This is a genomic window from Hydrogenophaga sp., assembly GCF_011772445.1.
Taxonomy (GTDB): domain Bacteria; phylum Pseudomonadota; class Gammaproteobacteria; order Burkholderiales; family Burkholderiaceae_C; genus Hydrogenophaga.
The window spans coordinates 134,240-154,806 of the sequence record NZ_WVZN01000044.1; the positions used below are offsets into that span (position 1 = coordinate 134,240).

Sequence of the window (20,567 nt, forward strand, 5' to 3'; positions counted from 1 at the left end):
TGCGGCACCGGACGGCGCTCGGCTCGCGTCAGGCGTGGCGTGGGCCGTGCTGGTGCTCAGTACAGGTACACGGCGCCCACGTCCTCGCCCGCGGCATTGCCCTGGTCGCCGCCCACCCCGCTGCTGTTGTTGGCGGCGTAGGGGCAGCCCACGGCCAGGCTCATGCCCTGATCGCCCAGGCCATCGGCGCGGCCCGCGAGGGCCAGGGCGCGGCCGAAGTCGGAGACGCTCGTCCTTTGGGTGTTGGAGGCCTTGACGTAGGCCTGCTGCCGCCAGCCGGCGCTGGTGTGCCTGAAGAGATAGACCGCTCCGCTGGAGTTGGCGTTGTCGTTGTCCTGTTCGCCCTGGAGGCCGCGCGCGTCGCTGTCTTCGCCCGGGGTGCCCACCGCCAACGTCTTGCCGTCGGCCGACAGGGCCACGCTGCTGCCGAAGAAATCGCGCGCCCCGGTGTTCGAGGCCTTGAGGTAACTGGTCTGGCGCCATTGCGCGCCTCGGCGCGCGAAGACATAGGCCGCCCCACTGCGGTCGGCTCCGGTGTTGTCCTGATCGCCATCGATGCCGGTGGCCTCGCTGCTTTCCAATTGACTGCCGACGGCCATGACCTGGCCATCGGCCGACAGCGCGATGGCGCTGCCGAACCAGGCACCGTTGCGGGCGTTGGAGGCTTTCACGTAGGCCTGCTGGCCCCAGCGGTCCCCTTGGCGGGCGAAGACGTACACCGCGCCGCTGTCGTTGGTGGTGTTGTCGCTCGGGTCGCCGCCGACACCCCGGGCGGCGCTGTCGTCGCCGATCGCCCCCACGGCCAGGGTCTGACCGTCGGCCGAGAGCGCGAGCACGCGGCCGAAGTTGTCGAAGGCGTCCGGATGGGAGACCTTCACATAGGCCTGCTGTGTCCAGGCGCCACCCGCGCGGGTGAACACATAGGCCGCGCCGCTGCCCCGCAGGTCATTGTTATCGGGACCGTTGACGGTGTTGGCACTGCCCGCTTCGAGCGGTGCGCCCACGGCCAGGGTATCGCCGTCGCCCGAGAGCGCGACCTGCTCGCCGAATCGATCGGCTGTGTCCGCGTTCAGGGCATTCACCGCCTGCTGCAGGCCCCAGCTGTCGCCCGTGCGGGCGAAGACGTAGACCGTGCCGCCGACCGGCAAGGGGACGCCGGGCGAAAAGGGGTTGCCCTCGCCCGGCGCGCCGACGGCCAGCGTGTCGCCCTGGGCTGACAAAGCCAGGCTCGCGCCGAATTTGTCGTGCTGCTGGGGGGCGAGGCCTTGCAGCACGGCCCGCTGCCGCCAGGTGGTGCCCTCGCGGGCAAACACATGGACCGAGCCGATGTTGCTGCTGGCGGAGTCGTAGCCGGACGCCCCCACGGCCAGGTACTGGCCGTTCGCGGACAGCGCCACGCTGCCGCCGAACAGATCGCGGTCGGCCGGGGCGGCGGCCTTGACGTAGCCGATGGCCGGGACCAGCCGGTCGTTCACACCCAGCTCGGCGGTGTCGACGCAATGCTGGTTCTGGCAGGTCTGCAGGCGGTAGCGCGCGTTCACCCGATCGGGCAGGAAGACCGGGTGCTCGTACTGCGTGGTGTCGGCCGGCAGTTCGGCGATGGGCGTGTAGCCCGATGCGCCGTCGGGGTCTTCGAGCAGGCGGTAGCCGGTCTCGTCGGGCATGTCGTTCCAGGTGAAGTGAAACGACTTGATGGCGGTGGGCGTGAGGCTGAAGTTCGCCGAGGTACTGGCGGCGACGGCGGGCACCCGAACACTGGCGGAGGAGGGCTCGGCGCTGGAGCCCCCGCCACAGGCCACGACGGCGCAGGCCACCAACAACAGGGATGCGCGGACAGCGCAGAAGCGGATGAATTTCACGTGGGGCGGGTGGAGTGGAGCAGGCCGCGATTGGATGCGCGCAGGCCCCGTGACATCCATACCGCCTAGGCATTACGCCGCGCACCCATAACAGGAGGGAAATGAATCGACGCCGAAATCGCCTCGCCCATACCCTGCCGAGCTCCGGGATATCTCCCTGGGGGTATGGCCGCGGATGACGTACAGTCGTCGTTCCGTATGCATGCTGCCCATATGTCCCCCATGCCCGCCCGGCAAAGGCCCGTCATCGAGGTCGATGTCGTGATGCGGCGCGAGCCCGTGCAGGGGCCGATGGCGCGCTGGCAAGCCTGGCGCTGGGTGCTGGCGGACGTGATGCTGCATGCCGCGCCCGAGGAGGCCGCGTTGCTGGTGCCTGACGAGTCCCATGAACCGCAGGCCGTCGAGCCGATCGACACCGGCCTGGTCGTCGAAGGCAGCCAGCACTGGCTGCACCCGCGCTTTCGCGTCGAGCTCTTTCGCGACGACGCCGAGGGCTACATGCTCAACCTGGAAAGCCCCAAGCCCTGCTTCTGGGTGATGTGGCGCGCCGAGGAGGACCGCCTGCTCGATGGCGAGCCCGTGGCGGTGCCGCAGGTCGTCACGCTCAGCTACCACGACGCGGGCCGCTGGCTGGACGCGCAGGAGCGCGTGGACCAGGTGCCCGCGCCGCCCGAGGTCGTCGACTGGATGCGCGCCTTCGTCGATGCGACCTACGTGCCCGAACCCAAGAAGCGCAAGCGCCCCGAGAGCTTCCGCCCGCTGACCGACCGCTTCGGCCAGCCCGTGCGCGTGAGCACGGACAAGCGGCGCGGCGGCGCCGAAGGTGCCTGAGATGGCGAACGGGAACGATGGCTTTCTCTCGCGCTGGTCGCGTCGCAAGCAGGCGGTGCGAGACGGGCTGGTGCCGCCGCCGGAGCCCGCGGCTGCGGCGAACACCGAGGCCTTGCCCATGCCATCGGCGCCCCAGGCCGCCCCGCCCGCAGGCGAGGCCGCCGACGGCGCGTCGCCCGCGCCACGCGAGTCGACCCCGCCGCCCACGCTGGACGAGGTGGCGCAACTCACCCCCGAGGCCGACTTCAGCCGTTTCGTCGCGCGTGACGTTTCCAGCGAGGTGCGCAACGCCGCGGTGAAAAAACTGTTCGCCGATCCGCGCTTCAATGTGATGGACGGACTGGACGTCTACATCGACGACTACAGCCTGCCCAGCCCGCTGTCCAAGGCCGACATGGCCAGCATGGTGGGCGCGCGCTTCCTCAAGCTGGTGGACGACCCGGACGAAGCCAAGGCGTCCGCCACGGCCAGCGATTCCACACCGAGCGGCGGACCCACCGCCGCCACTACCGGCGACGCCGTCGCCGACACGCCCCCCACCCACGATGACCACGCTGATCTGCAACTGCAACCAGACCATTCCCCTGGACGCGAAAGCCCTGGGCACGGCGCTGGATGAAGACCTGACGACGCACACCACGCTGTGCCGGCGCGACGCGGCCGCGTTCCAGCGCGCCAGTCGCAGCGGCGACGATCTGGTGGTGGCCTGCACGCAGGAAAGCCGGCTGTTCACCGAGCTCTCACAGCAGACCGAGGGCGCGGTGGCGCTGGACGTGCGGCCCATCCGATTCGTGAACATTCGCGAGACCGGTGGCTGGGGCCGCGAAGCCAAGGCCGCCACGCCCAAGATGGCCGCGCTGCTCGCCGCCGCGCGACTGCCCGATCCGGAGCCCGTGCCCACCGTCACCTACCGAAGCGAGGGCCGCCTGCTCATCATTGGCCCGCTGGATGAGGCCGAGCGTTTTGCCGAGCGTGTCGCCGACGTGCTGAACGTGACCGTGTTCGCGCAGGGCGGGCGCGGCCAGCAGGCGCGCACCTGGCCGGTGTTGAGCGGACAGCTCGGCGCCATCCAGGGCTGGCTCGGCGCATTCGACGTCGAGTGGTCGAGCGCCAACCCGATCGACCTGGACCTGTGCACGCGCTGCAACGCCTGCGTGGCCGCCTGCCCCGAGGGCGCCATCGGGCTCGACTACCAGATCGACCTCGACAAGTGCCGCAGCCACCGCGCCTGCGTGAAAGCCTGCGAGGCCGTGGGCGCAATCAACTTCCAGCGCGAGCCCGCCACGCAGCGCGAGCGCTTCGACCTCGTGCTCGACCTGCGCGAGGCGCCCGCCTTCTCGCAGCACGCGCACCCTCAGGGCTACTTCCACCGGCCCGGCGGCTTGCGCCACGACGAAGGCGTGGAGACCCTGGTCCCCCTGCGCGACATGGTGGGCGAGTTCGAGAAACCGAAGTTCTTCACCTACAACCACAAGATTTGCGCGCACGGCCGCAACGAGACCGTGGGCTGCGACGCCTGCATCGACGTCTGCTCGGCGCTGGCCATCCGCAGCGAGGTCGATCGGCAGCAGATTGCCGTGAACCCGAATCTTTGCGTGGGCTGCGGTGCCTGCACCACCGTCTGCCCCACGGGCGCGCTGGGCTACGCGTACCCGCGCGCCAGCGAGCAGGGCAACAAGCTGCGCACGGTCCTGTCCACCTACGCCAAGGCCGGTGGCCAGGACGCCGCCTTGCTGCTGCACAGCCAGGCCGCCGGCAGCGAACTGATCGAGGCGCTCGGCCGCGAGGCCATGCTCAGGCCCAAGGCCGTCAAGGGCGTGCCCGCGCGCGTGATTCCGCTGCCGCTGTGGCACACCGCGTCCGTGGGCCTGGACCTGTGGCTCAGCGCGTTCGCGTATGGCGCCTCGCAGGTCTGGGTGCTGATGACGGACGAAGAGGCCCCGCAGTACCGCGACGCGCTGCGCGAGCAGATGGCGGTGGCGCAGGCCATCGTCAGCGGGCTCGGCTACAGCGGCACGCACTTTCGCCTGATCGAGGCGCGCGACGTGGCCACGCTGGACGTGCAGCTCGCCTCGCCGCCCGCGCAAGGCGTGAAGCGCCGCGCGAGTTATGCCGTGCAGCGCGAAAAGCGCGCCACCATGGAACTCGCGCTCGACCACCTGCTGCAGGACAGCGCTGCGCACCCTCGCACAGTGGAGGCGGTGGCCTTGCCCGCGGCCTCCCTGTTCGGCGCGGTGAACGTGAACCAGGACGCCTGCACCCTGTGTCTGAGCTGCGTGAGCGCCTGCCCGGCCAACGCCTTGCTCGACAACGCCGAGCGACCGCAGTTGCGCTTCGTCGAAAAGAACTGCGTGCAGTGCGGCCTGTGCGCCACCACCTGCCCGGAGGACGCCATCACCCTGCAGCCGCGCCTGCTGCTCACCGAGCAGCGCCGCCAGCCGCGCGTGCTCAACGAAGCCAAGCCCTACGCCTGCGTGCGCTGCGGCAAGCCCTTCGGCACGCTCAAGGGTGTGGAGCTGATGCTGGGCAAGCTGGCCGGCCATTCCATGTTCCAGGGCGAGGCACTGGAGCGACTGAAGATGTGCGGCGACTGCCGCGTGGTGGACATCTACACCAACCCGAACGAAACGCGCATCACCGATCACTGAGACCAGTCACCGCACACGCCATGATGGAACGCATCCCCGTCTCCTCCACGCTCGATGAAGAAACCGCGCGCGCCGAGGTCTATGGCCTGCTGGCCGCCCTGTACTACGCGCCACCCACGGCGGAGCTGTTGAGCCAGTTGCGCGTGGCCGCGACCGAGGCACCCGCCGCCGGTGGCTTCCTGGAAGAACCCTGGCGTCAGGTGGTGGCCGCCGCGCGCGAGGGCAGCGACGCGCAGATCGCCGACGAGCACGACGCCTTGTTCGGCGGCGTGGGCAAGCCCGACATCCACCTGTTCGGTTCGCACTACCTCAGCGGTTTCCTGAACGAGAAGCCGCTCGCGCAATTGCGCACGGACCTGGCCGCGCTCGGCCTGGCGCGTGAAGAGGGCATGTCCGAGACGGAAGACCACGTGGCCTACGTGTTCGAGGTCATGCGCTACCTGATCGCCGGCGACGACGTGGAAGTGGCCAACCTCACGCGCCAGCGGGAGTTCTTCACGAAACACGTTCAGACCTGGGTGCCGCAGCTCTGTGAGACCATCTCGGCCCACCCCAAGGCGCGCTTCTACGCGGCGGTCGCGGGGTTCACGCAGGCCTTCATCGGTGTCGAGGCGCAGGGCTTCGACATGCTGGTCTGATCACCAGCCAAAGGAGCGGGCATGGCAGGCAAGGGGTACTGGATCGGTCGCGTCGACGTGAACGACCTGGAGCAATACAAGCGCTACGTCGAAGCGAACGCGTCGCCGTTTCGCGAGCACGGCGCGAAATTCCTGGTGCGCGGCGGACGCTTCGAGTGTGTGGAGGGCGACAGCCGCTCGCGCAACGTCGTGATCGAGTTCCCCTCGTACGAGCAGGCCATGGCCTGCTACCGCTCGCCAGGCTACCAGGCCGCCATCGCGCTGCGCGCGACGGCGTCGGTGATCGACCTGATCGTCATCGAGGGCTACGAGGGACAGCAGCCCTGACCGTGGCACTTCAGTACAGGTAGACCGCGCCCGACCCGGCCTCGTCGTTGTTGCTGTCGTGCGCGGCGTTCCAGCCGCTGGCCGAGCTGCTTTCGCCGTAGGCGCCGACAGCCAGGGTCTGGCCATCGGCCGACAGGGCGAGGTCCATGCCGAAGGTGTCGCCGGGGCCGCTATTGGGCGCCTTCACGTAGGCGCGCTGCCGCCAGGTCAGCCCCTGGCGCCTGAACACATAGGCCGCGCCGACCTCCGACGAGCCGTCGTTGGCCTGGTCGCCCCCCAGTCCGTCGGCGGTGCTGCGTTCGTACGGGGCGCCGACGACGAGGGTGTTTCCATCGCCCGACAGTGACACGGCGCGGCCGAATTGGTCGTCCATGCCGGGATGGGCGGCCTTGAGGTAGGCCTGGTGAAGCCAGTTCATGCCGTCGCGGCCGAACACGTGGACGGCGCCGCTGAGGGAGGCGCTGCCGTCCAGCGGGTCGCCCACCACGCCGCTGTCGTCGCCGCGCGCGCCGATGGCCAGCGTGGTGCCGTCCGAGGAGAGCGCCACGCTCGCGCCGAACGACAGCTCCGCCAGGTCGTGCGGCGCCTTCAGTTCGACCTGTTGGGTCCAGTTCGCGCCGCTGCCCGTGAAGACGTAGGCCGAGCCGCCGTACGGCGTGGTGCTGCTGCTCTCGGGCGCCCCCACGGCCAGTGTGTCGCCGGCGCCGCTGAGCGACACCTTGCTGCCGAAGAAGGCCTGGTCCTCTGGCGCGCTCGCCCTCAGCAGCGCCCGCTCACTCCACAGCGTGCCATCGTCGACGAACAGATAGACCGCGCCGTTGTTGCGGAGGGCGCCGGCGCTTTCCATCGGGTCGCCGACCGCCAGCACGGTGCCCGCGGCCGACAGCGCCAGGCTCTGGCCGAAGGAGCGGCCGGGAGCGGCGTTGGATGCCACCAGTTGCTGCCGCTCGCTCCAGGTGCCGCTGGCGCGCGCGAACAAGTGCACCCGGCCCGTGTTGCCGGCACGGGCGCCAACGGCCAGCGTGTCACCGGTGGCCGACAGGGCCAGGCTCTTGCCGAAGCTGTCGTGCAAGGCATTGGCCGGCGACTTCAGGAAGGCCTGCAGTTGCCAGCGCTGGCCTTGGCGAACATGCACATAGACCGCGCCGCTGTTGACCTGGTCGTTCGCGGAGGCGGGCTCCTGCGCGGCAATGCCGCTGAACGCGCTGCTTTCGCCGGGCGCACCCACGGCGAGCGTGCTGCCGTCGCTGGACAGGGCCACGCTGTAGCCGAATCGGTCGTCGGCGGTGGAGACGTCCGCCTTGAGGAAGCCGATGGCCGCGACCAGCTGGCCCGACACGCTCACGGGCGCGGAGTCGAGGCAGGTGCCGGCCCGGCAGGCCTGCAGGATGTAGCGCGCGTTGACCCGCGCGGGCAGGAACAAGCCGTGGTCGTGCGCGGTGGTGTTGGCGGGCAGCGTGGCCAACAAGGTGTAGCCCGAGGTGCCGTCCGGGTCCTCGAGCAGGCGGTAGTTGGTCTCGCCGGCCACGTCGCTCCAGGTGAAACGGAAGGTTTTGGCGACCATCGGCGTGAGCGTGAGGACCGGTGCCTGCGGACCCGAAGCGGAGGGAAGGGTGACGGAGGCGGCCGATGGCGCGCTGTCGGAGCCGCCGCCACAGGCGGCGAGAGAGCCGGCCAGGACCAGCAGCGCAAGGCGCGCGAGAACAGGTGTCGGTGGCGTTGCCATATCGCCTCTCAGAAAAGGTACGCGGCGCCCGCTCCGGGCACGCTGTTGTCGGAGGCATCGCCGTTGACCGTGGTGGCCGCGCTGCTCTCACCGCCAGCACCCACGGCCAGCGCTTGTCCGTCGGCGGACAGCGCGACGCTGGCGCCGAAGCCGTCGTTGACGTCGGCGTTGGGCGCTTTTACGTAGGCCCGCTCTTGCCAGGCGCCGCCGCTGCGCTTGAAGACGTAGACGGCCCCGCTCGTGCTCCGGCTGTTGTCGGACGGGCTGGTGCCGTCGCCGCTTTCGCCGCTGGCGCCCACGGCCAGGGTGTCGCCGTCGCCGGACAGCGCGAGGGAGGTGCCGAAGCGGTCCATTGCGTCGGTGTTGGCGGCTTTCAGGTAGGCCTGCTGCTGCCAGTGGCCGCTGCTGCGCGAGAACACGTAGACGGCACCGTTGGACACCCCCCCGTTGTCCAGCGGGTCGGTGCTGCGGCTCCTCTCGTCCTCGGCACCCACGGCCAGGGTGTCGCCATTGGCGGACAGCGCCACGCTGACACCGAAGCGGTCGCGGGCATTCGGGTTGGATGCCGTTAGGTAGGCCTGCTGCTGCCAGTGGCCGCCGCTGCGCGTGAAGACGTAGGCGGCGCCGCTGAAGACGAGGTTGTCGTTTTGCCCGCTGTCGCCCCAGGCGCCCACAGCCAGGGTGTCGCCACTGGCGGACAGCGCCACCCTGAAGCCGAAAAAGTCCTGCAGGTCGGTGGGGGACGCTTTCAGGAAGGCCTGCAACTGCCAGGCGCTGCCGCTGCGCGAGAACACATAGACGGCGCCGCTGGCCATGAGGCTGCGGTCGTACGGGTCGGTGCCTGAGCTGCTCTCGGCCTCGGCGCCGATGGCCAGGGTGTCGCCGTTGGCGTTCAGCGCGAGGCTGTTGCCGAACTGGTCGTACAAGCCGGTGTTGAAGGCTTTCAGATAGGCCTGCTGTTGCCAGGCGCCGCTGCTGCGCGAGAACACGTAGACAGCGCCGTTGCGTGAGCCGCTGTTGTCGAGCGGGTCAGCGCTGCGGCTGCGCTCTCCCGTGGCACCCACGGCCAGGGTATTGCCATCGGCGCTCAGCGCGAGGCTGCCGCCGAAGCGGTCGTAGGTGTCGGGGTTGGAGGCTTTCAGGCGGGCCTGCAGATGCCAGGTGGCGTTGGTGCGGGTGAAGACGTAGACGGCGCCGCTGCCGTCGAGGCTGTTGTCCAGCGGGTCGGCGCCCTGGCTGCTTTCGCCGCTGGCACCCACGGCCAGGGTGTCGCCATTGGCAGACAGCGCGACCGCCACGCCGAAGCGGTCGTTCGAATCGGCATTGAGGGCCTTCATGTAGCCGACTCCCTGGCTCAGCGGGCCCGACACCGAGACCGCCGCGGAGGCGGTGCACGTCGCGCCCTGGCAGGCCTGCAGGATGTAGCGCGCGTTGACCCGCTCGGGCAGGAATACCCCCTCGAGGTCGTGCTGCGTGGCATCGGCAGGCAAGATGGCCACAGGGGAATAGCCCGAGGTGCCGTCCGGGTCCTCGAGCAGGCGGTAGTTGGTCTCGCCGGCCACGTCGGTCCAGGTGAAGCGGAAGGTCTTGATGGCGGTCGGCGTGAGGCTGAGGGTGGGCGCCTGCGGACCCGTTGTCTCGGGCGCGGTGGTGGCCTGGCCCGATGACACGATGCTCAGCTCGCCGCCGCCACCGCAGGCGCCGAGCAGCGCCGGGAGGGCGATCAGGGCCGTGCGGATCAGGAAGGAGGACAGGGATTGCATGGTCGTTTCGCAGGTGGAAGCTGGCGAAGCGATTGGACTGGGTACCCCCTACCGGTTTCCATACCCCCATGGCAGTAATCACAGAAGCGTCAGGCCGTCTGTGTCCTGTGCCGCGCCGCGCGGCGCAGCGTTCGCGGGTGTCAGCGCGGGCCGGGCCGGCCGTCGTTCGTGGGCGTCGCCTCGGGTGCGCGCGGCTCGGTGAACAGGCGCACGGTGAACACCGCACCGCGCTTGCCATCGCCGCGGTTGGCCGCGTCGATGCGTCCGCCGTATCGCTCCACCAGTCCCTGGCTGATCCACAGGCCCAGGCCGTTGCCGTCGTTCTTCGTGGTGAAGAACGGGCGGAACAGGCGCTCGAATGCGGCCTCGCCCAGGCCGCAGCCGCTGTCGATCACCTGCAGCTCGGCACCGCCGTCCACATCGCGCGTGACCAGGTGCAGGCTGCCGCCCTCGGGCATGGCCTGGATGGCGTTGATGAGCAGGTTGATGATGACCTGCTGCAGTTCCTGCCGGTTGATGCCCACCGGGTGCGTGGCGCCGCGCTCGCGCACCACGGCGATGGCGGTCTGCGACAGCAGGTGGCCCACCAGCACCAGGCAGTCGTCCAGGGTGCGCTCCAGCGACAGCGCCTCGACGTAGCCCGCGTACTCGGTGGGCCGCGCGTACTGCAGCAGTTGCGTGACGATGATGCGCATGCGCTCGACCTGCTGGTCGAGCAGGCGCAGCTCGCCCGTCACAGGGGCGGTGGCCGCGCCCAGCGTGTCGCGGATGAGGTCCAGGTTGCCCTGCATCACCGCGATGGGGTTGTTGATCTCGTGCGCGATGCTGGCCGTGAGCTGGCCGATGGCGGCCAGCTTCTCGCTCTTGACGAGCTGCGCCTGCGCGAGCTGCAGAGATTCGTTGCTGGCCTGCAATTCGCGTGTGCGCTCGGCCACCTTGCGGTCGAGTTCGTCGGCCCAGCGCTGCAGCGCGCGCGTCTTTTCGTCGATGGTGTCGAGCAGGTGGTCGAGGTGGCCGGCGAGTTCGCCGAGTTCGTCGCGCGCGGGCAGCGGCCCCACGCGCGCGCCGTCCTGGCCCTGTTCCACGCGCTGCATGGTCAGGTTCATCTGCTGCACCGGCTGGAAGATGCTGCGCGCCCAGCGCAGCGAGAACCAGGCCGAGGCCGCCATCACGCCCCCGAAGATGAGGCCGATGAGCGCCAGCATGGCGTAGCGCACCAGGCGAAACGGCGCTTCAGTGAAGCCCACGTAGAGCATGCCGATGCGCGTGCCGTGCGCGTCGGCGACCGGTTGGTAGGCCGAGACGTACCAGTCGTTCACCACGAAGGCCAGGTCCAGCCAGGTGCGGCCCTCGCGGAGCACGGTGTCGCGCACCGCCTGCGATACGCGTGTGCCGATGGCGCGGCGGTCCTGGAATAGGCGCACGTTGGTGGTGATGCGCACGTCGTCCAGGAACAGCGTGGCCGTGCCCTGGCTGCTGAAGGGCAGCGAGCCGTCCGGGTAGACGATGCGGTTGATGTGGTCGATGAAATCGAGGTTCTGGTTCAGCAGCACGCCGCCGCTGAGCAGGCCGAGGACGCGGCCGTGCGCGTCGGTCACGGGCAGGGTGGCCTGGGCCACCATGGCGCGCTCTTCGGCGCTGCGCTGCGTGGGCGTGGCGTTGCGCGTGGGCACCAGCGCGATGCCGAGTCGCGACACCAGGTGCGGCGCCAGCGCCTGCAGTGCGGGGCGTTCGAGCACCAGCAGGCTGGCCTTGGCGCGGTCGCGCCGGGTTTGTGTGGACTCGGTCAGCGCGCGCGGCTGCGCCTGCATGCCGGCGCGCCGGTCCTCCAGGCTGAGCCCGGGCGGCGCACCGCGCGCGAGCGGCTGGCCGCCCGGGTCGTAGAGCACGAGGAAGTCGAGGCCCAGGCGCTCGCGTTCGGTGGCCAGATGGGCCGAGAGCCGCTCCCGCGCATCGGGCGTGCCGGGGCGCAAGCCGTCGGCCAGCGCGCGCGAATCGGCCACGCCTTGCGTTCCCGAGCCGATCTCGGTGAGCACCTGGTCGAAGTAGCCTTGCGCCACGGCCAGGTCGCTCTGCACCTTGGTGATCAGCAGGCGGTCATAGGCCTGGTTGCTCCACACCGCCAGCGCCAGCACCAGCAGCGGGAACGCCACCAGCAGCGGCAGCAGCGCCATGGCCAGCAGCTTGTTGCGCACCGAGGTGGCCAGCCACCGCGGTGTGCGCCAGGGTGAGCCGCCGTTCAGGCCACGCCCCATTCGGCCACGCGCCTTTCGAGTGTGCGGCGCGATACGCCGAGCAACTGCGCGGCGCGCGTCTTGTCGCCCTGCACCGAGTCGAGCACGGAGAGGATGTGCATCTTCTCCAGCGTGTGCAGGTCGGTGGGCTTCTCGGTCGTTGGTGCCTTCGGCGTGCCCGGGTAGAGCGCCGACACGTTGAGGCTGCCCAGGATGAGCGAGCGCTCGATGAGGTTGCGCAGCTCACGCACGTTGCCCGGCCAGTCGTACTGCTGAAGGAAATCCATCTCCTGTTCGCTGATGCGCAGTGGCGCGACGCCAAGCGCGGGCGAGAGCTGCGCCATGAAGTGCGCCACCAGGGCGGGGATGTCGGCCTTGTGCTCGCGCAGCGGCGGCAGCGCGAGCTCGACCACTTGCAGGCGGAAGTAGAGGTCCTTGCGGAAGCGGCCGGCGTCGACCTCGGCGCTGAGTTGGCGGTTGGTGGCGGCCACGATGCGCAGGTTGACCGGCACGAGCTGTTCGCTGCCCACGGGACGGATGCGCAGGTCCTCGATGGCGCGCAGCAGCGTGGCCTGGATGGGCAGCGGCAGCTCGGCGATCTCGTCCAGGAACAGCGTTCCGCCCTGCGCATAGTGGAACAGGCCGTCGCGCGTGCGCGTGGCGCCGGGGAAGGCGCCCTTGGCGTGGCCGAAGAGTTCGCTGGCGATGAGATCGGGCGAGACGGCCGCGCAGTTGACCGGCACGAAGGGGCCGCCCGCGCGCGCGCCCATCGCGTGCAGTTCGCGCGCGACGAGTTCCTTGCCGGTGCCGGACTCGCCCTGAAGCAGCACGGTGCTGTCCACACTGGCCACGCGCTCGAGCGAGCCGCGCAGCGTGGCCATGGACGGCGAGGCACCCACCAGCGTGCCGCGTTGCGCGGCGGCGGGCCCCATGGCGCGGCGCAGCACGAAGTTCTCGCGCCGAAGCCGTGATCGCTCATGGCACTGTTTGATGGCGTTGAGGATCTGCGGCACGCGAAACGGCTTGAGGATGAAATCGGACGCGCCCGCGCGCAGGGCCTCGATGGCGGTGTCCAGGTCGGCGAAGGCGGTGATGAGGATCACCTCGCCGGTGTATCCCTGCTCGCGCAGTTCCTTGAGCCACTCGACGCCGCTCTTGCCGGGCAGCGAGATGTCGAGCACCACGAGGTCCACATGGTGGCCGCGCAGCCATTCGGCGCCTTCCTCGGCGCTGGTCGCGCTCATCACGAAGTGGCAGCGCGGCGCCAGCGTCTTGACGAGGAAGTTGAGCATGCCCTGTTCGTCGTCCACCACCAGGATGGACCAGTGGGGCCAGCCGTCCAGGCTGCGATCGGGGCTCGTCGGGGTGTTGATGGTCTCCACCATCGGATTCTATGGAGGAGCCCGATGGATTCACTCGGGCATTGGCCTTGGCGCGTCGTTTCGCCACGGCCTGCAAGAGCGACAAGTTGTCGCGATCCACTTGACAGGATGACGCGCCGCATCGTCGACGCGGTCCAAAGTTTTGCGGGTTTGCCCTTGCTTCGTACCGCCAGCGTGCTCACTTTCGAATCGCGTTGAGAGGGGTTCTCATTGCCATCGATTGGCATGCTTCTGGCTTTTCGGTCCTCGCATGCTTCGCCGCGCCGGTCGGTGCGCTCGTCACGCGAGGACACCCCTGTCAACATTCACATGCACTCGCTTGCATACCCCTGGGGGTGGAAGTAGATTCGCCCATATGCAAGGAGCCCACACGTGGTGTGTGCGGGCCCTGCGTACCTGGAGACACGCATGAAAGAGTCCTCCCGCTCCGGCCCGGCCGAGGGCCGTTCGCGCCTGAGCCGCCGCACGCTGTTCGCGGGTGCGGGCACCGTCGGCGCCGTGGCCGCGGTGGCCACCGTGATGCCCGGCGTCCAAGCCCCCGAGACCGCCGCCGCCGAGCCGAAGCCGGCGCCCGAACGTGGCGGCGGCTACACGCTGAGCGAACACGTCAAGCACTACTACCGCACGACGCGCATCTGAGCGTCGCCGCGAGAACGAACAACCCACGAACGGTCCCGTCCGCTGACAGCCCGCCCCACGGCAGTCATCAGCGCCCCAGGAGACACACCATGTTGCTGACCAAGAAATCCTCTTCCACCGGTGGCCGCGGCGCGCCGGCGCACGCCACCTTCGTGAATGCGCTGCAGCGGGGCCTGTCGTCCGCGCTGCCCACCATGGACCGACGTTCCTTCCTGCGCCGATCGGGCCTGGGCGTGGGCGTCGGCCTGGCGGCGGGCCAGCTCGCGCTGGTGAAGAAGGCCAAGGCCGCGTCGGGCGGCTCCATCGACGGCACCGGCAAGATCGAGGTGCGCCGCACCGTGTGCACGCACTGTTCGGTGGGCTGCGCCACCGACGCCATCGTCGAGAACGGCGTGTGGGTGCGCCAGGAGCCGGTGTTCGACTCGCCCATCAACCTGGGCGCGCACTGCGCCAAGGGCGCTTCGGTGCGCGAGCACGGCCACGGCGAGTACCGCCTGCGCTACCCGATGAAGCTGGTCAACGGCAAGTACCAGCGCATCAGCTGGGACGAGGCCTACGACGGCATCGTGAAGAAGATGAAGGCGCTGCGCGAGGCCAGCGGCCCCGATTCGGTGTATTTCGTTGGCTCGTCCAAGCACAACAACGAGCAGTCCTATCTGCTGCGCAAGTTCGTGAGCTTCTGGGGCACGAACAACTGCGATCACCAGGCCCGCATCTGTCACTCCACCACGGTGGCCGGCGTCGCGAATACCTGGGGTTACGGGGCGATGACCAACTCGTACAACGACATGCAGAACAGCAAGTGCGCGTTGTACATCGGCTCCAACGCCGCCGAAGCGCACCCGGTCTCGCTGCTGCACATGCTGCACTCCAAGGAGAACGGCTGCAAGATGATCGTGGTGGACCCGCGCTTCACCCGCACGGCGGCCAAGGCCGACGAGTACGTGCGCATCCGCTCGGGCACCGACATCCCCTTCCTCTTCGGCCTGCTGTACCACATCTTCAAGAACGGCTGGGAAGACAAGAAGTACATCAACGACCGCGTCTACGGCATGGAGGCGGTGAAGGCCGACGTGATGGCCAAGTGGACGCCCGACAAGGTGGAGGAGGCCTGCGGCGTCAAGGAAGAGCAGATGTTCCGCGTGGCCGAGATGATGGCCAAGAACCGCCCGTCCACGCTGGTGTGGTGCATGGGTCAGACGCAACACACCATCGGCAACGCCATGGTGCGCGCCTCGTGCATCGTGCAACTGGCGCTGGGCAACATCGGTGTCAGCGGTGGCGGCGCCAACATCTTCCGCGGCCACGACAACGTGCAGGGCGCCACCGATGTGGGACCGAACCCCGACTCGCTGCCCGGCTACTACGGCATCGCGGCCGGCTCGTGGAAACACTACGCCGCCGTCTGGGGTGTGGACTACGACTGGATCAAGTCGCAGTACGCCGAGGGCATGATGGAAAAGTCCGGCATCACGGTGTCGCGCTGGATCGACGGTGTGCTGGAGAAGAACGAGCTCATCGACCAGGGCCCGAACATCCGCGGCATGTTCTTCTGGGGCCACGCGCCGAACTCGCAGACGCGCGGCCTGGAGATGAAGAAGGCCATGGACGCGCTGGACCTGCTGGTGGTGATCGACCCCTATCCATCGGCCACGGCGTCGATGGCGGCCATGCCGAGCGACAAGATCAATCCCGAGCGCGAGGTCTACCTGCTGCCGGCGGCCACGCAGTTCGAAACCAGCGGCTCGGTGACGGCGTCCAACCGCTCCATCCAGTGGCGCGAGAAGGTGATCGACCCGCTGTGGGAAAGCCGCAGCGACCACATGATCATGCATGAGTTCGCGCAGAAGCTCGGCTTTGCCGAGCAGCTCAGCAAGAACTACAAGATGCAGAAGGTCAAGGGCCGCGACGAGCCCGTGCCCGAGGACATCCTGCGCGAGATCAACCGCGGCATGTGGACCATCGGCTACACCGGCCAGAGCCCGGAGCGCCTGAAGGCCCACATGCGCAACATGGGCGCCTTCGACATCAAGACCCTGCGCTGCAAGGGCAAGGTGGTCGACAAGGAAACCGGCTACGACATGTCGGGCGACTACTTCGGTCTGCCCTGGCCTTGCTACGGCACCGCGGAAATCAAGCACCCCGGCTCGCCCAACCTGTACAGCACCGAGCGGCACGTGATGGACGGCGGCGGCAACTTCCGCGCCAATTTCGGCGTGGAGCGGGACGGCGTGAACCTGCTGGCCGAAGACGGCTCGCATTCCAAGGGCGCGGAGATCACCACCGGCTACCCCGAGTTCGACCACGTGCTGCTCAAGAAGCTGGGCTGGTGGGACGAGCTCACCGAGGCCGAGAAGAAGGCCGCCGAAGGCAAGAACTGGAAGACCGACCTGTCCGGCGGCATCCAGCGCGTGACCATGAAGCACGGCTGCCACCCGTTCGGCAACGCCAAGGCGCGCGCGGTGGTGTGGAACTTCCCCGACGCGATCCCGCAGCACCGCGAACCGGTGTATGGCACGCGCCCGGACCTCATCGCCAAGTACCCCAGCCACGACGACCAGAAGAACCGCTGGCGCCTGCCCATCCTCTACAAGTCGCTGCAGGCGAAAAACGTCGAGGACAAGCTGCACGAGAAATTCCCGCTGATCATGACCTCGGGCCGTCTGGTCGAGTACGAGGGTGGCGGCGAGGAAACGCGCTCCAACCCCTGGCTGGCCGAGCTGCAGCAGAACATGTTCGTGGAGATCAACCCGCAGGCGGCGAACGCGCGCGGCATTCGCCAGGGCGAGCAGGTGTGGGTGAGTTCGCCCACCGGTGCACGCCTGAAGGTGATGGCCCTGGTGACCGAGCGTGTGGGCCCCGACACGGTGTTCCTGCCGTTCCACTTCTCGGGCCACTGGCAGGGCACCGACATGAAGCCCTACTACCCGGACGGCGCGTACCCGGTGGTGCGTGGCGAGGCGGTCAACACGGCCACCACCTACGGCTACGACATCGTGACGATGATGCAAGAGACCAAGACCACGATCTGCAACGTCGAGAAGGCGTGAGGAGCACAACATGGCACGAATGAAATTCCTCTGTGACGCCGAGCGCTGCATCGAGTGCAACGCCTGCGTCACCGCCTGCAAGAACGAGCACGAGGTGCCCTGGGGCGTCAACCGCCGCCGCGTCGTCACGCTCAACGACGGCGTGCCGGGCGAGAAGTCGATCTCGGTGGCCTGCATGCACTGCACCGACGCGCCCTGCATGGCGGTCTGCCCGGTGAACTGCTTCTACCGCACCGACGAAGGCGTGGTGCTGCACGACAAGGACGTCTGCATCGGCTGCGGCTACTGCTTCTACGCCTGCCCCTTCGGCGCGCCGCAGTTCCCCTCGCAGGGCACCTTCGGCGTGCGCGGCAAGATGGACAAGTGCACCTTCTGCGCCGGCGGCCCCGAAGCCCACGGCAGCCAGAGCGAGTTCGAGAAGTACGGCCGCAACCGCCTGGCCGAAGGCAAGCTGCCGGCCTGCGCCGAGATGTGCTCCACCAAGGCCCTGCTGGCCGGCGACGGCGACACCGTGGCCGACATCTTCCGCACCCGCGTGATCACGCGCGGCAAGGGCGCGGAAGTCTGGGGCTGGGGCACCGCGTATGGCACCGCCGAAGGGAAGAAGTCGTGATGAAACGCCTGAGCCTCACCTCCCTTGCGATGGCGGCCCTGCTGGGCCTGGTGGCCTGTGGCGAGAAGCCGCAGGAAATGAACGCCAATGGCGTGAAGCAGGACAACGCCGCCTACAGCGGTGTCGGCCAGAGCCAGTACGTGCAATCCGGCTGGAGTGCCGGCGACAAGGGCAGCTGGGAGAAGCAGCTCAAGACGCGTGCGCAGTACGGCCAGAACGACTACACGCGCATCGGTGCGCAGCCGAAGTGAGGGCGATGGCCATGCACAAGCCAATCAACCCGCGCTGGCGTGCCTGGCTCGCGGCGCTGCTGCTGGGCACGGGCCTTGCCACGGCATCGGCCCAGGCGCCCAAGCCGGTCCCTGACGACCCCGCGCCGGCGCCCCAGCAGGCGACGCCGGCGCCGGCCGGACAGGGCGGCATCAAGAGCCAGAACATCTTCGACATTCGCCCCGACGCCGACACCGCGCCCGGCTACCGCGACCAGACCAACGCCGAGCGCCGCCAGGTGCAGCCCGGCAACAACGCGCCCATGTGGCGCGACGTGAGCAAGGGCGTGACCGGCTCCACCATGTTGCCCTACCCCGAGTACGGCAACCTGATCCAGGGCTTCGTGCAGTACCCCGGTTCGCGGCTCACCACCGCCGGCGAAGCCTGGCGCCAGGTGCGCAACAACTGGATCATTCCCTACGGTGGCTCGCTGCTGCTGATCGTGCTGGTGGCGATCGCGCTGTTCTACTTCGCCAAGGGCTCCATCAAGCTGCACGGCGCCGAGACCGGCCGCAAGATCGAGCGCTTCACCTACTTCGAGCGCGCGGCGCACTGGATGAACGCGATCGCCTTCGTGGCGCTGGCGGTCTCCGGCATCGTCATGGCCTTCGGCAAGTTCTTCCTGCTGCCCATCATCGGCGCCACGCTGTTCGGCTGGCTCACCTACGCGCTGAAGAACGTGCACAACTTCGTCGGCCCGCTGTTCGCGGTGTCGCTGGTGGTGGTGATCTTCACCTTCATCAAGGACAACCTGCCGGCCAAGGAAGACATCAACTGGCTGCTCAAGGGCGGCGGCCTGTTCAGCGGCAAGGAAGTGCCCTCGCACCGTTTCAATGCGGGCGAGAAGGTGGTGTTCTGGGCCGGCGTCTTCTTCTTCGGCCTGATCGTGGTGGGCTCCGGCCTGTTCCTGGACAAGCTGCTGCCCGTGCTGGAGTTCACCCGCGCCAACATGCAGGTGGCGCACATGATCCACGCCACGGCCGCGGCGCTGATGATGGCGCTGTTCCTCGGCCACATCTACCTGGGCACCATCGGCATGAAGGGCGCCTACAAGGCCATGAAGACCGGCTACGTGGACGAGACCTGGGCCAAGGAGCACCACGAGCTCTGGTACGACGACATCAAGGCCGGCAAGATCCCCGCGCAGCGCTCGGCGAACAAGCCCGAAGGCGCGGCCGGCCAGCCGGCGAAGGCCTGACCGATTCCTGGAGACAGACCGCATGAGCATCCGCACGATCGCCGCCACTCCCGCCATCGCCCTGGCCCTGCTGGCCACCAGCGCGCTGGTGCAGGCCAAGCTGCCCGCGCCGCCGCCGCCCACGCCCGAAGCCGCCGCCAAGGCCGACGAGGCCAAGGCCCGCACCGCCTACAACGCCAAGGTCGAGGCCTACAAGCTCTGCAAGGCGATGGACAAAGCTGCGGCCAGCTACTTCAAGACCACCGGCGCGGGCAAACAGCCCTCGCCGGGGGCGCCGGCCTGCACCGACCCGGGGGCGTTCGCCTACACGCCGCCCAAGCCCCTGGAAGCGGCGGGCGCGCATTCGCCGCCCGAGACGGCCACCAAGCCACCGAGCAGCCAGACCCCGGCGGCAGCGCCGACGCCCAAGAAGCCCTGAGCCTCGGCTTGGACTGCCTCCGGCGGCAGCCGTCCGATGCCCCTGCGTGGGGCAACAGCAAAGGCCGCACCCTCCGGTGCCGGCCTTTTTCTTTAGTAGTCTTGCCCCCATGCGCCTGCCCCAACTGACCGAGGCCCGAGCCCCGCTGACCGAGGCGGTCGACGCTGTCGACGAGTTCGGCCAGCGCCGGGCCATCCACATCCCCGCCGAGCGGGACCTCACCGTTTACGTGGACAAGCGCGAGCTGGTGACGCTGATGACGCTGGGCGCTCAGCCCGAGTGGCTCACCCTGGGCTACCTGCTCAACCAGCGGCTCATTGCGTCGGTGGAGGACATCGAGTCCATCACGGTCGACTGGGATGTGAACGCCGCGAGCGTGAAGACGCGCCACGGCATCGAGCGCATCGAGGAGCGCACGGCCAGGCGCGTGGTCACCACCGGCTGCGGGCAGGGCAGCGTGTTCGGCGGCCTCATGGACGACCTCGACCGCATCGCGCTGCCCCCGGGTGTGCTGCGCCAGTCACAGGTCTACGCCATCGTGGACGCGATCCGGGTGAAGGAGAGCACCTACAAGTCCGCCGGCTCGGTGCACGCCTGCGCGCTGTTCCGCGGCACCGAACTCGCCCTGTTCGTGGAAGACGTGGGGCGCCACAACGCGGTGGACACGATCGCGGGCTGGCTGGCGCTGCAGGACGATGCGCCTCGCGACAGGGCGGAAGGCATGCTGGACAAGGTCTTCTACACCACCGGCCGCCTGACCAGCGAGATGGTCATCAAGAGCGCGCAGATGGGTGTGGCGGCGGTGATCTCGCGCAGCGGCATCACGCAGATGGGCCTGCAGGTGGCGCGGCGCGTGGGCCTGTGCGCGGTGGGTCGCGCCACCAACAAGCACTTTCTTTGCTACGCCAACCCCGAGCGGCTGGTGTACGACGCGGTGCCCCAGGCGGCGCGGGCCTGATCGGTCGGCGGAC

17 protein-coding genes are annotated in these 20,567 nt (G+C 68.9%); 12 read left to right on the forward strand and 5 right to left on the reverse strand.

Annotated elements, in window-relative coordinates; translation table 11 throughout:
- Positions 1–56: 56 nt before the first annotated feature.
- Positions 57–1,748 carry an integrin gene (locus GTO19_RS17755; RefSeq protein ID WP_291031243.1) on the reverse strand — a complete coding sequence of 564 codons (1,692 nt, stop codon included), beginning with the start codon at positions 1,746–1,748 and terminating at the stop codon, positions 57–59.
- Between the two features lie 324 nt (positions 1,749–2,072).
- Between GTO19_RS17755 and GTO19_RS17760 the strand changes: the two genes are divergently transcribed.
- From GTO19_RS17760 to GTO19_RS17780, 5 genes are read left to right on the forward strand one after another with little or no spacing between them, the layout of a single operon-like run.
- Complete coding sequence (locus tag GTO19_RS17760; protein WP_291020434.1) at positions 2,073–2,690, forward strand: DUF3305 domain-containing protein; 618 nt, start codon at positions 2,073–2,075, stop codon at positions 2,688–2,690.
- A gap of 1 nt (position 2,691) precedes the next feature.
- The gene (locus tag GTO19_RS17765; RefSeq protein ID WP_291020436.1) at positions 2,692–3,309 is read left to right on the forward strand and encodes a DUF3306 domain-containing protein; all 618 of its coding nucleotides are present in this window, start codon (positions 2,692–2,694) and stop codon (positions 3,307–3,309) included.
- Positions 3,236–5,338: a 4Fe-4S binding protein gene (locus tag GTO19_RS17770; RefSeq protein ID WP_291020438.1), complete on the forward strand. Its 2,103-nt coding sequence runs from the start codon at positions 3,236–3,238 to the stop codon at positions 5,336–5,338. Before GTO19_RS17765 ends, GTO19_RS17770 begins: the two co-directional genes overlap by 74 nt.
- Before the next feature lie 20 nt (positions 5,339–5,358).
- Positions 5,359–5,976: a molecular chaperone TorD family protein gene (locus tag GTO19_RS17775; RefSeq protein WP_291020440.1), complete on the forward strand. Its 618-nt coding sequence runs from the start codon at positions 5,359–5,361 to the stop codon at positions 5,974–5,976.
- Positions 5,977–5,997: 21 nt separating this feature from the next.
- Entirely contained in the window at positions 5,998–6,303 is a 306-nt protein-coding gene (locus GTO19_RS17780) for a DUF1330 domain-containing protein (protein ID WP_291020442.1), read from the forward strand.
- Positions 6,304–6,313: 10 nt separating this feature from the next.
- Here the strand turns inward: GTO19_RS17780 and GTO19_RS17785 are convergent, their stop codons facing one another.
- From GTO19_RS17785 to GTO19_RS17800, 4 genes are all read right to left on the reverse strand, one after another.
- On the reverse strand, positions 6,314–8,029 hold the full coding sequence (locus GTO19_RS17785) for an integrin (RefSeq protein WP_291020444.1): 1,716 nt from the start codon (positions 8,027–8,029) through the stop codon (positions 6,314–6,316).
- Positions 8,030–8,037: 8 nt separating this feature from the next.
- Positions 8,038–9,792: an integrin gene (locus GTO19_RS17790; RefSeq protein ID WP_291020446.1), complete on the reverse strand. Its 1,755-nt coding sequence runs from the start codon at positions 9,790–9,792 to the stop codon at positions 8,038–8,040.
- 140 nt (positions 9,793–9,932) lie between these two features.
- Positions 9,933–12,047 carry a cache domain-containing protein gene (locus GTO19_RS17795; protein ID WP_291020448.1) on the reverse strand — a complete coding sequence of 705 codons (2,115 nt, stop codon included), beginning with the start codon at positions 12,045–12,047 and terminating at the stop codon, positions 9,933–9,935.
- Positions 12,032–13,408 (reverse strand): sigma-54 dependent transcriptional regulator, encoded by a 1,377-nt coding sequence (locus tag GTO19_RS17800; RefSeq protein ID WP_291020450.1) that lies wholly within the window; start codon positions 13,406–13,408, stop codon positions 12,032–12,034. The genes GTO19_RS17795 and GTO19_RS17800 overlap by 16 nt, the downstream gene beginning before the upstream one ends.
- Before the next feature lie 408 nt (positions 13,409–13,816).
- Between GTO19_RS17800 and GTO19_RS17805 the strand changes: the two genes are divergently transcribed.
- The 7 genes from GTO19_RS17805 to GTO19_RS17835 all read left to right on the forward strand — a co-directional run bounded on the left by GTO19_RS17805 (position 13,817) and on the right by GTO19_RS17835 (position 20,554).
- Complete coding sequence (locus GTO19_RS17805) at positions 13,817–14,047, forward strand: formate dehydrogenase (RefSeq protein WP_291020452.1); 231 nt, start codon at positions 13,817–13,819, stop codon at positions 14,045–14,047.
- Positions 14,048–14,136: 89 nt separating this feature from the next.
- On the forward strand, positions 14,137–17,097 hold the full coding sequence (locus GTO19_RS17810; RefSeq protein ID WP_291020454.1) for a formate dehydrogenase subunit alpha: 2,961 nt from the start codon (positions 14,137–14,139) through the stop codon (positions 17,095–17,097).
- A 10-nt stretch (positions 17,098–17,107) separates the two neighbouring features.
- Positions 17,108–17,710 carry a formate dehydrogenase FDH3 subunit beta gene (gene fdh3B, locus GTO19_RS17815; RefSeq protein ID WP_291020456.1) on the forward strand — a complete coding sequence of 201 codons (603 nt, stop codon included), beginning with the start codon at positions 17,108–17,110 and terminating at the stop codon, positions 17,708–17,710.
- Positions 17,710–17,961, forward strand: coding sequence for a hypothetical protein (locus GTO19_RS17820; RefSeq protein ID WP_291020458.1), 252 nt, complete (start codon positions 17,710–17,712; stop codon positions 17,959–17,961). The genes fdh3B and GTO19_RS17820 overlap by 1 nt, the downstream gene beginning before the upstream one ends.
- A gap of 11 nt (positions 17,962–17,972) precedes the next feature.
- Positions 17,973–19,178: a formate dehydrogenase subunit gamma gene (locus GTO19_RS17825; RefSeq protein WP_291020460.1), complete on the forward strand. Its 1,206-nt coding sequence runs from the start codon at positions 17,973–17,975 to the stop codon at positions 19,176–19,178.
- A 22-nt stretch (positions 19,179–19,200) separates the two neighbouring features.
- Positions 19,201–19,596: a hypothetical protein gene (locus GTO19_RS17830; RefSeq protein WP_291020462.1), complete on the forward strand. Its 396-nt coding sequence runs from the start codon at positions 19,201–19,203 to the stop codon at positions 19,594–19,596.
- 109 nt (positions 19,597–19,705) lie between these two features.
- Positions 19,706–20,554: a formate dehydrogenase accessory sulfurtransferase FdhD gene (locus GTO19_RS17835; RefSeq protein ID WP_291020464.1), complete on the forward strand. Its 849-nt coding sequence runs from the start codon at positions 19,706–19,708 to the stop codon at positions 20,552–20,554.
- The last annotated feature ends 13 nt before the right edge of the window (positions 20,555–20,567 follow it).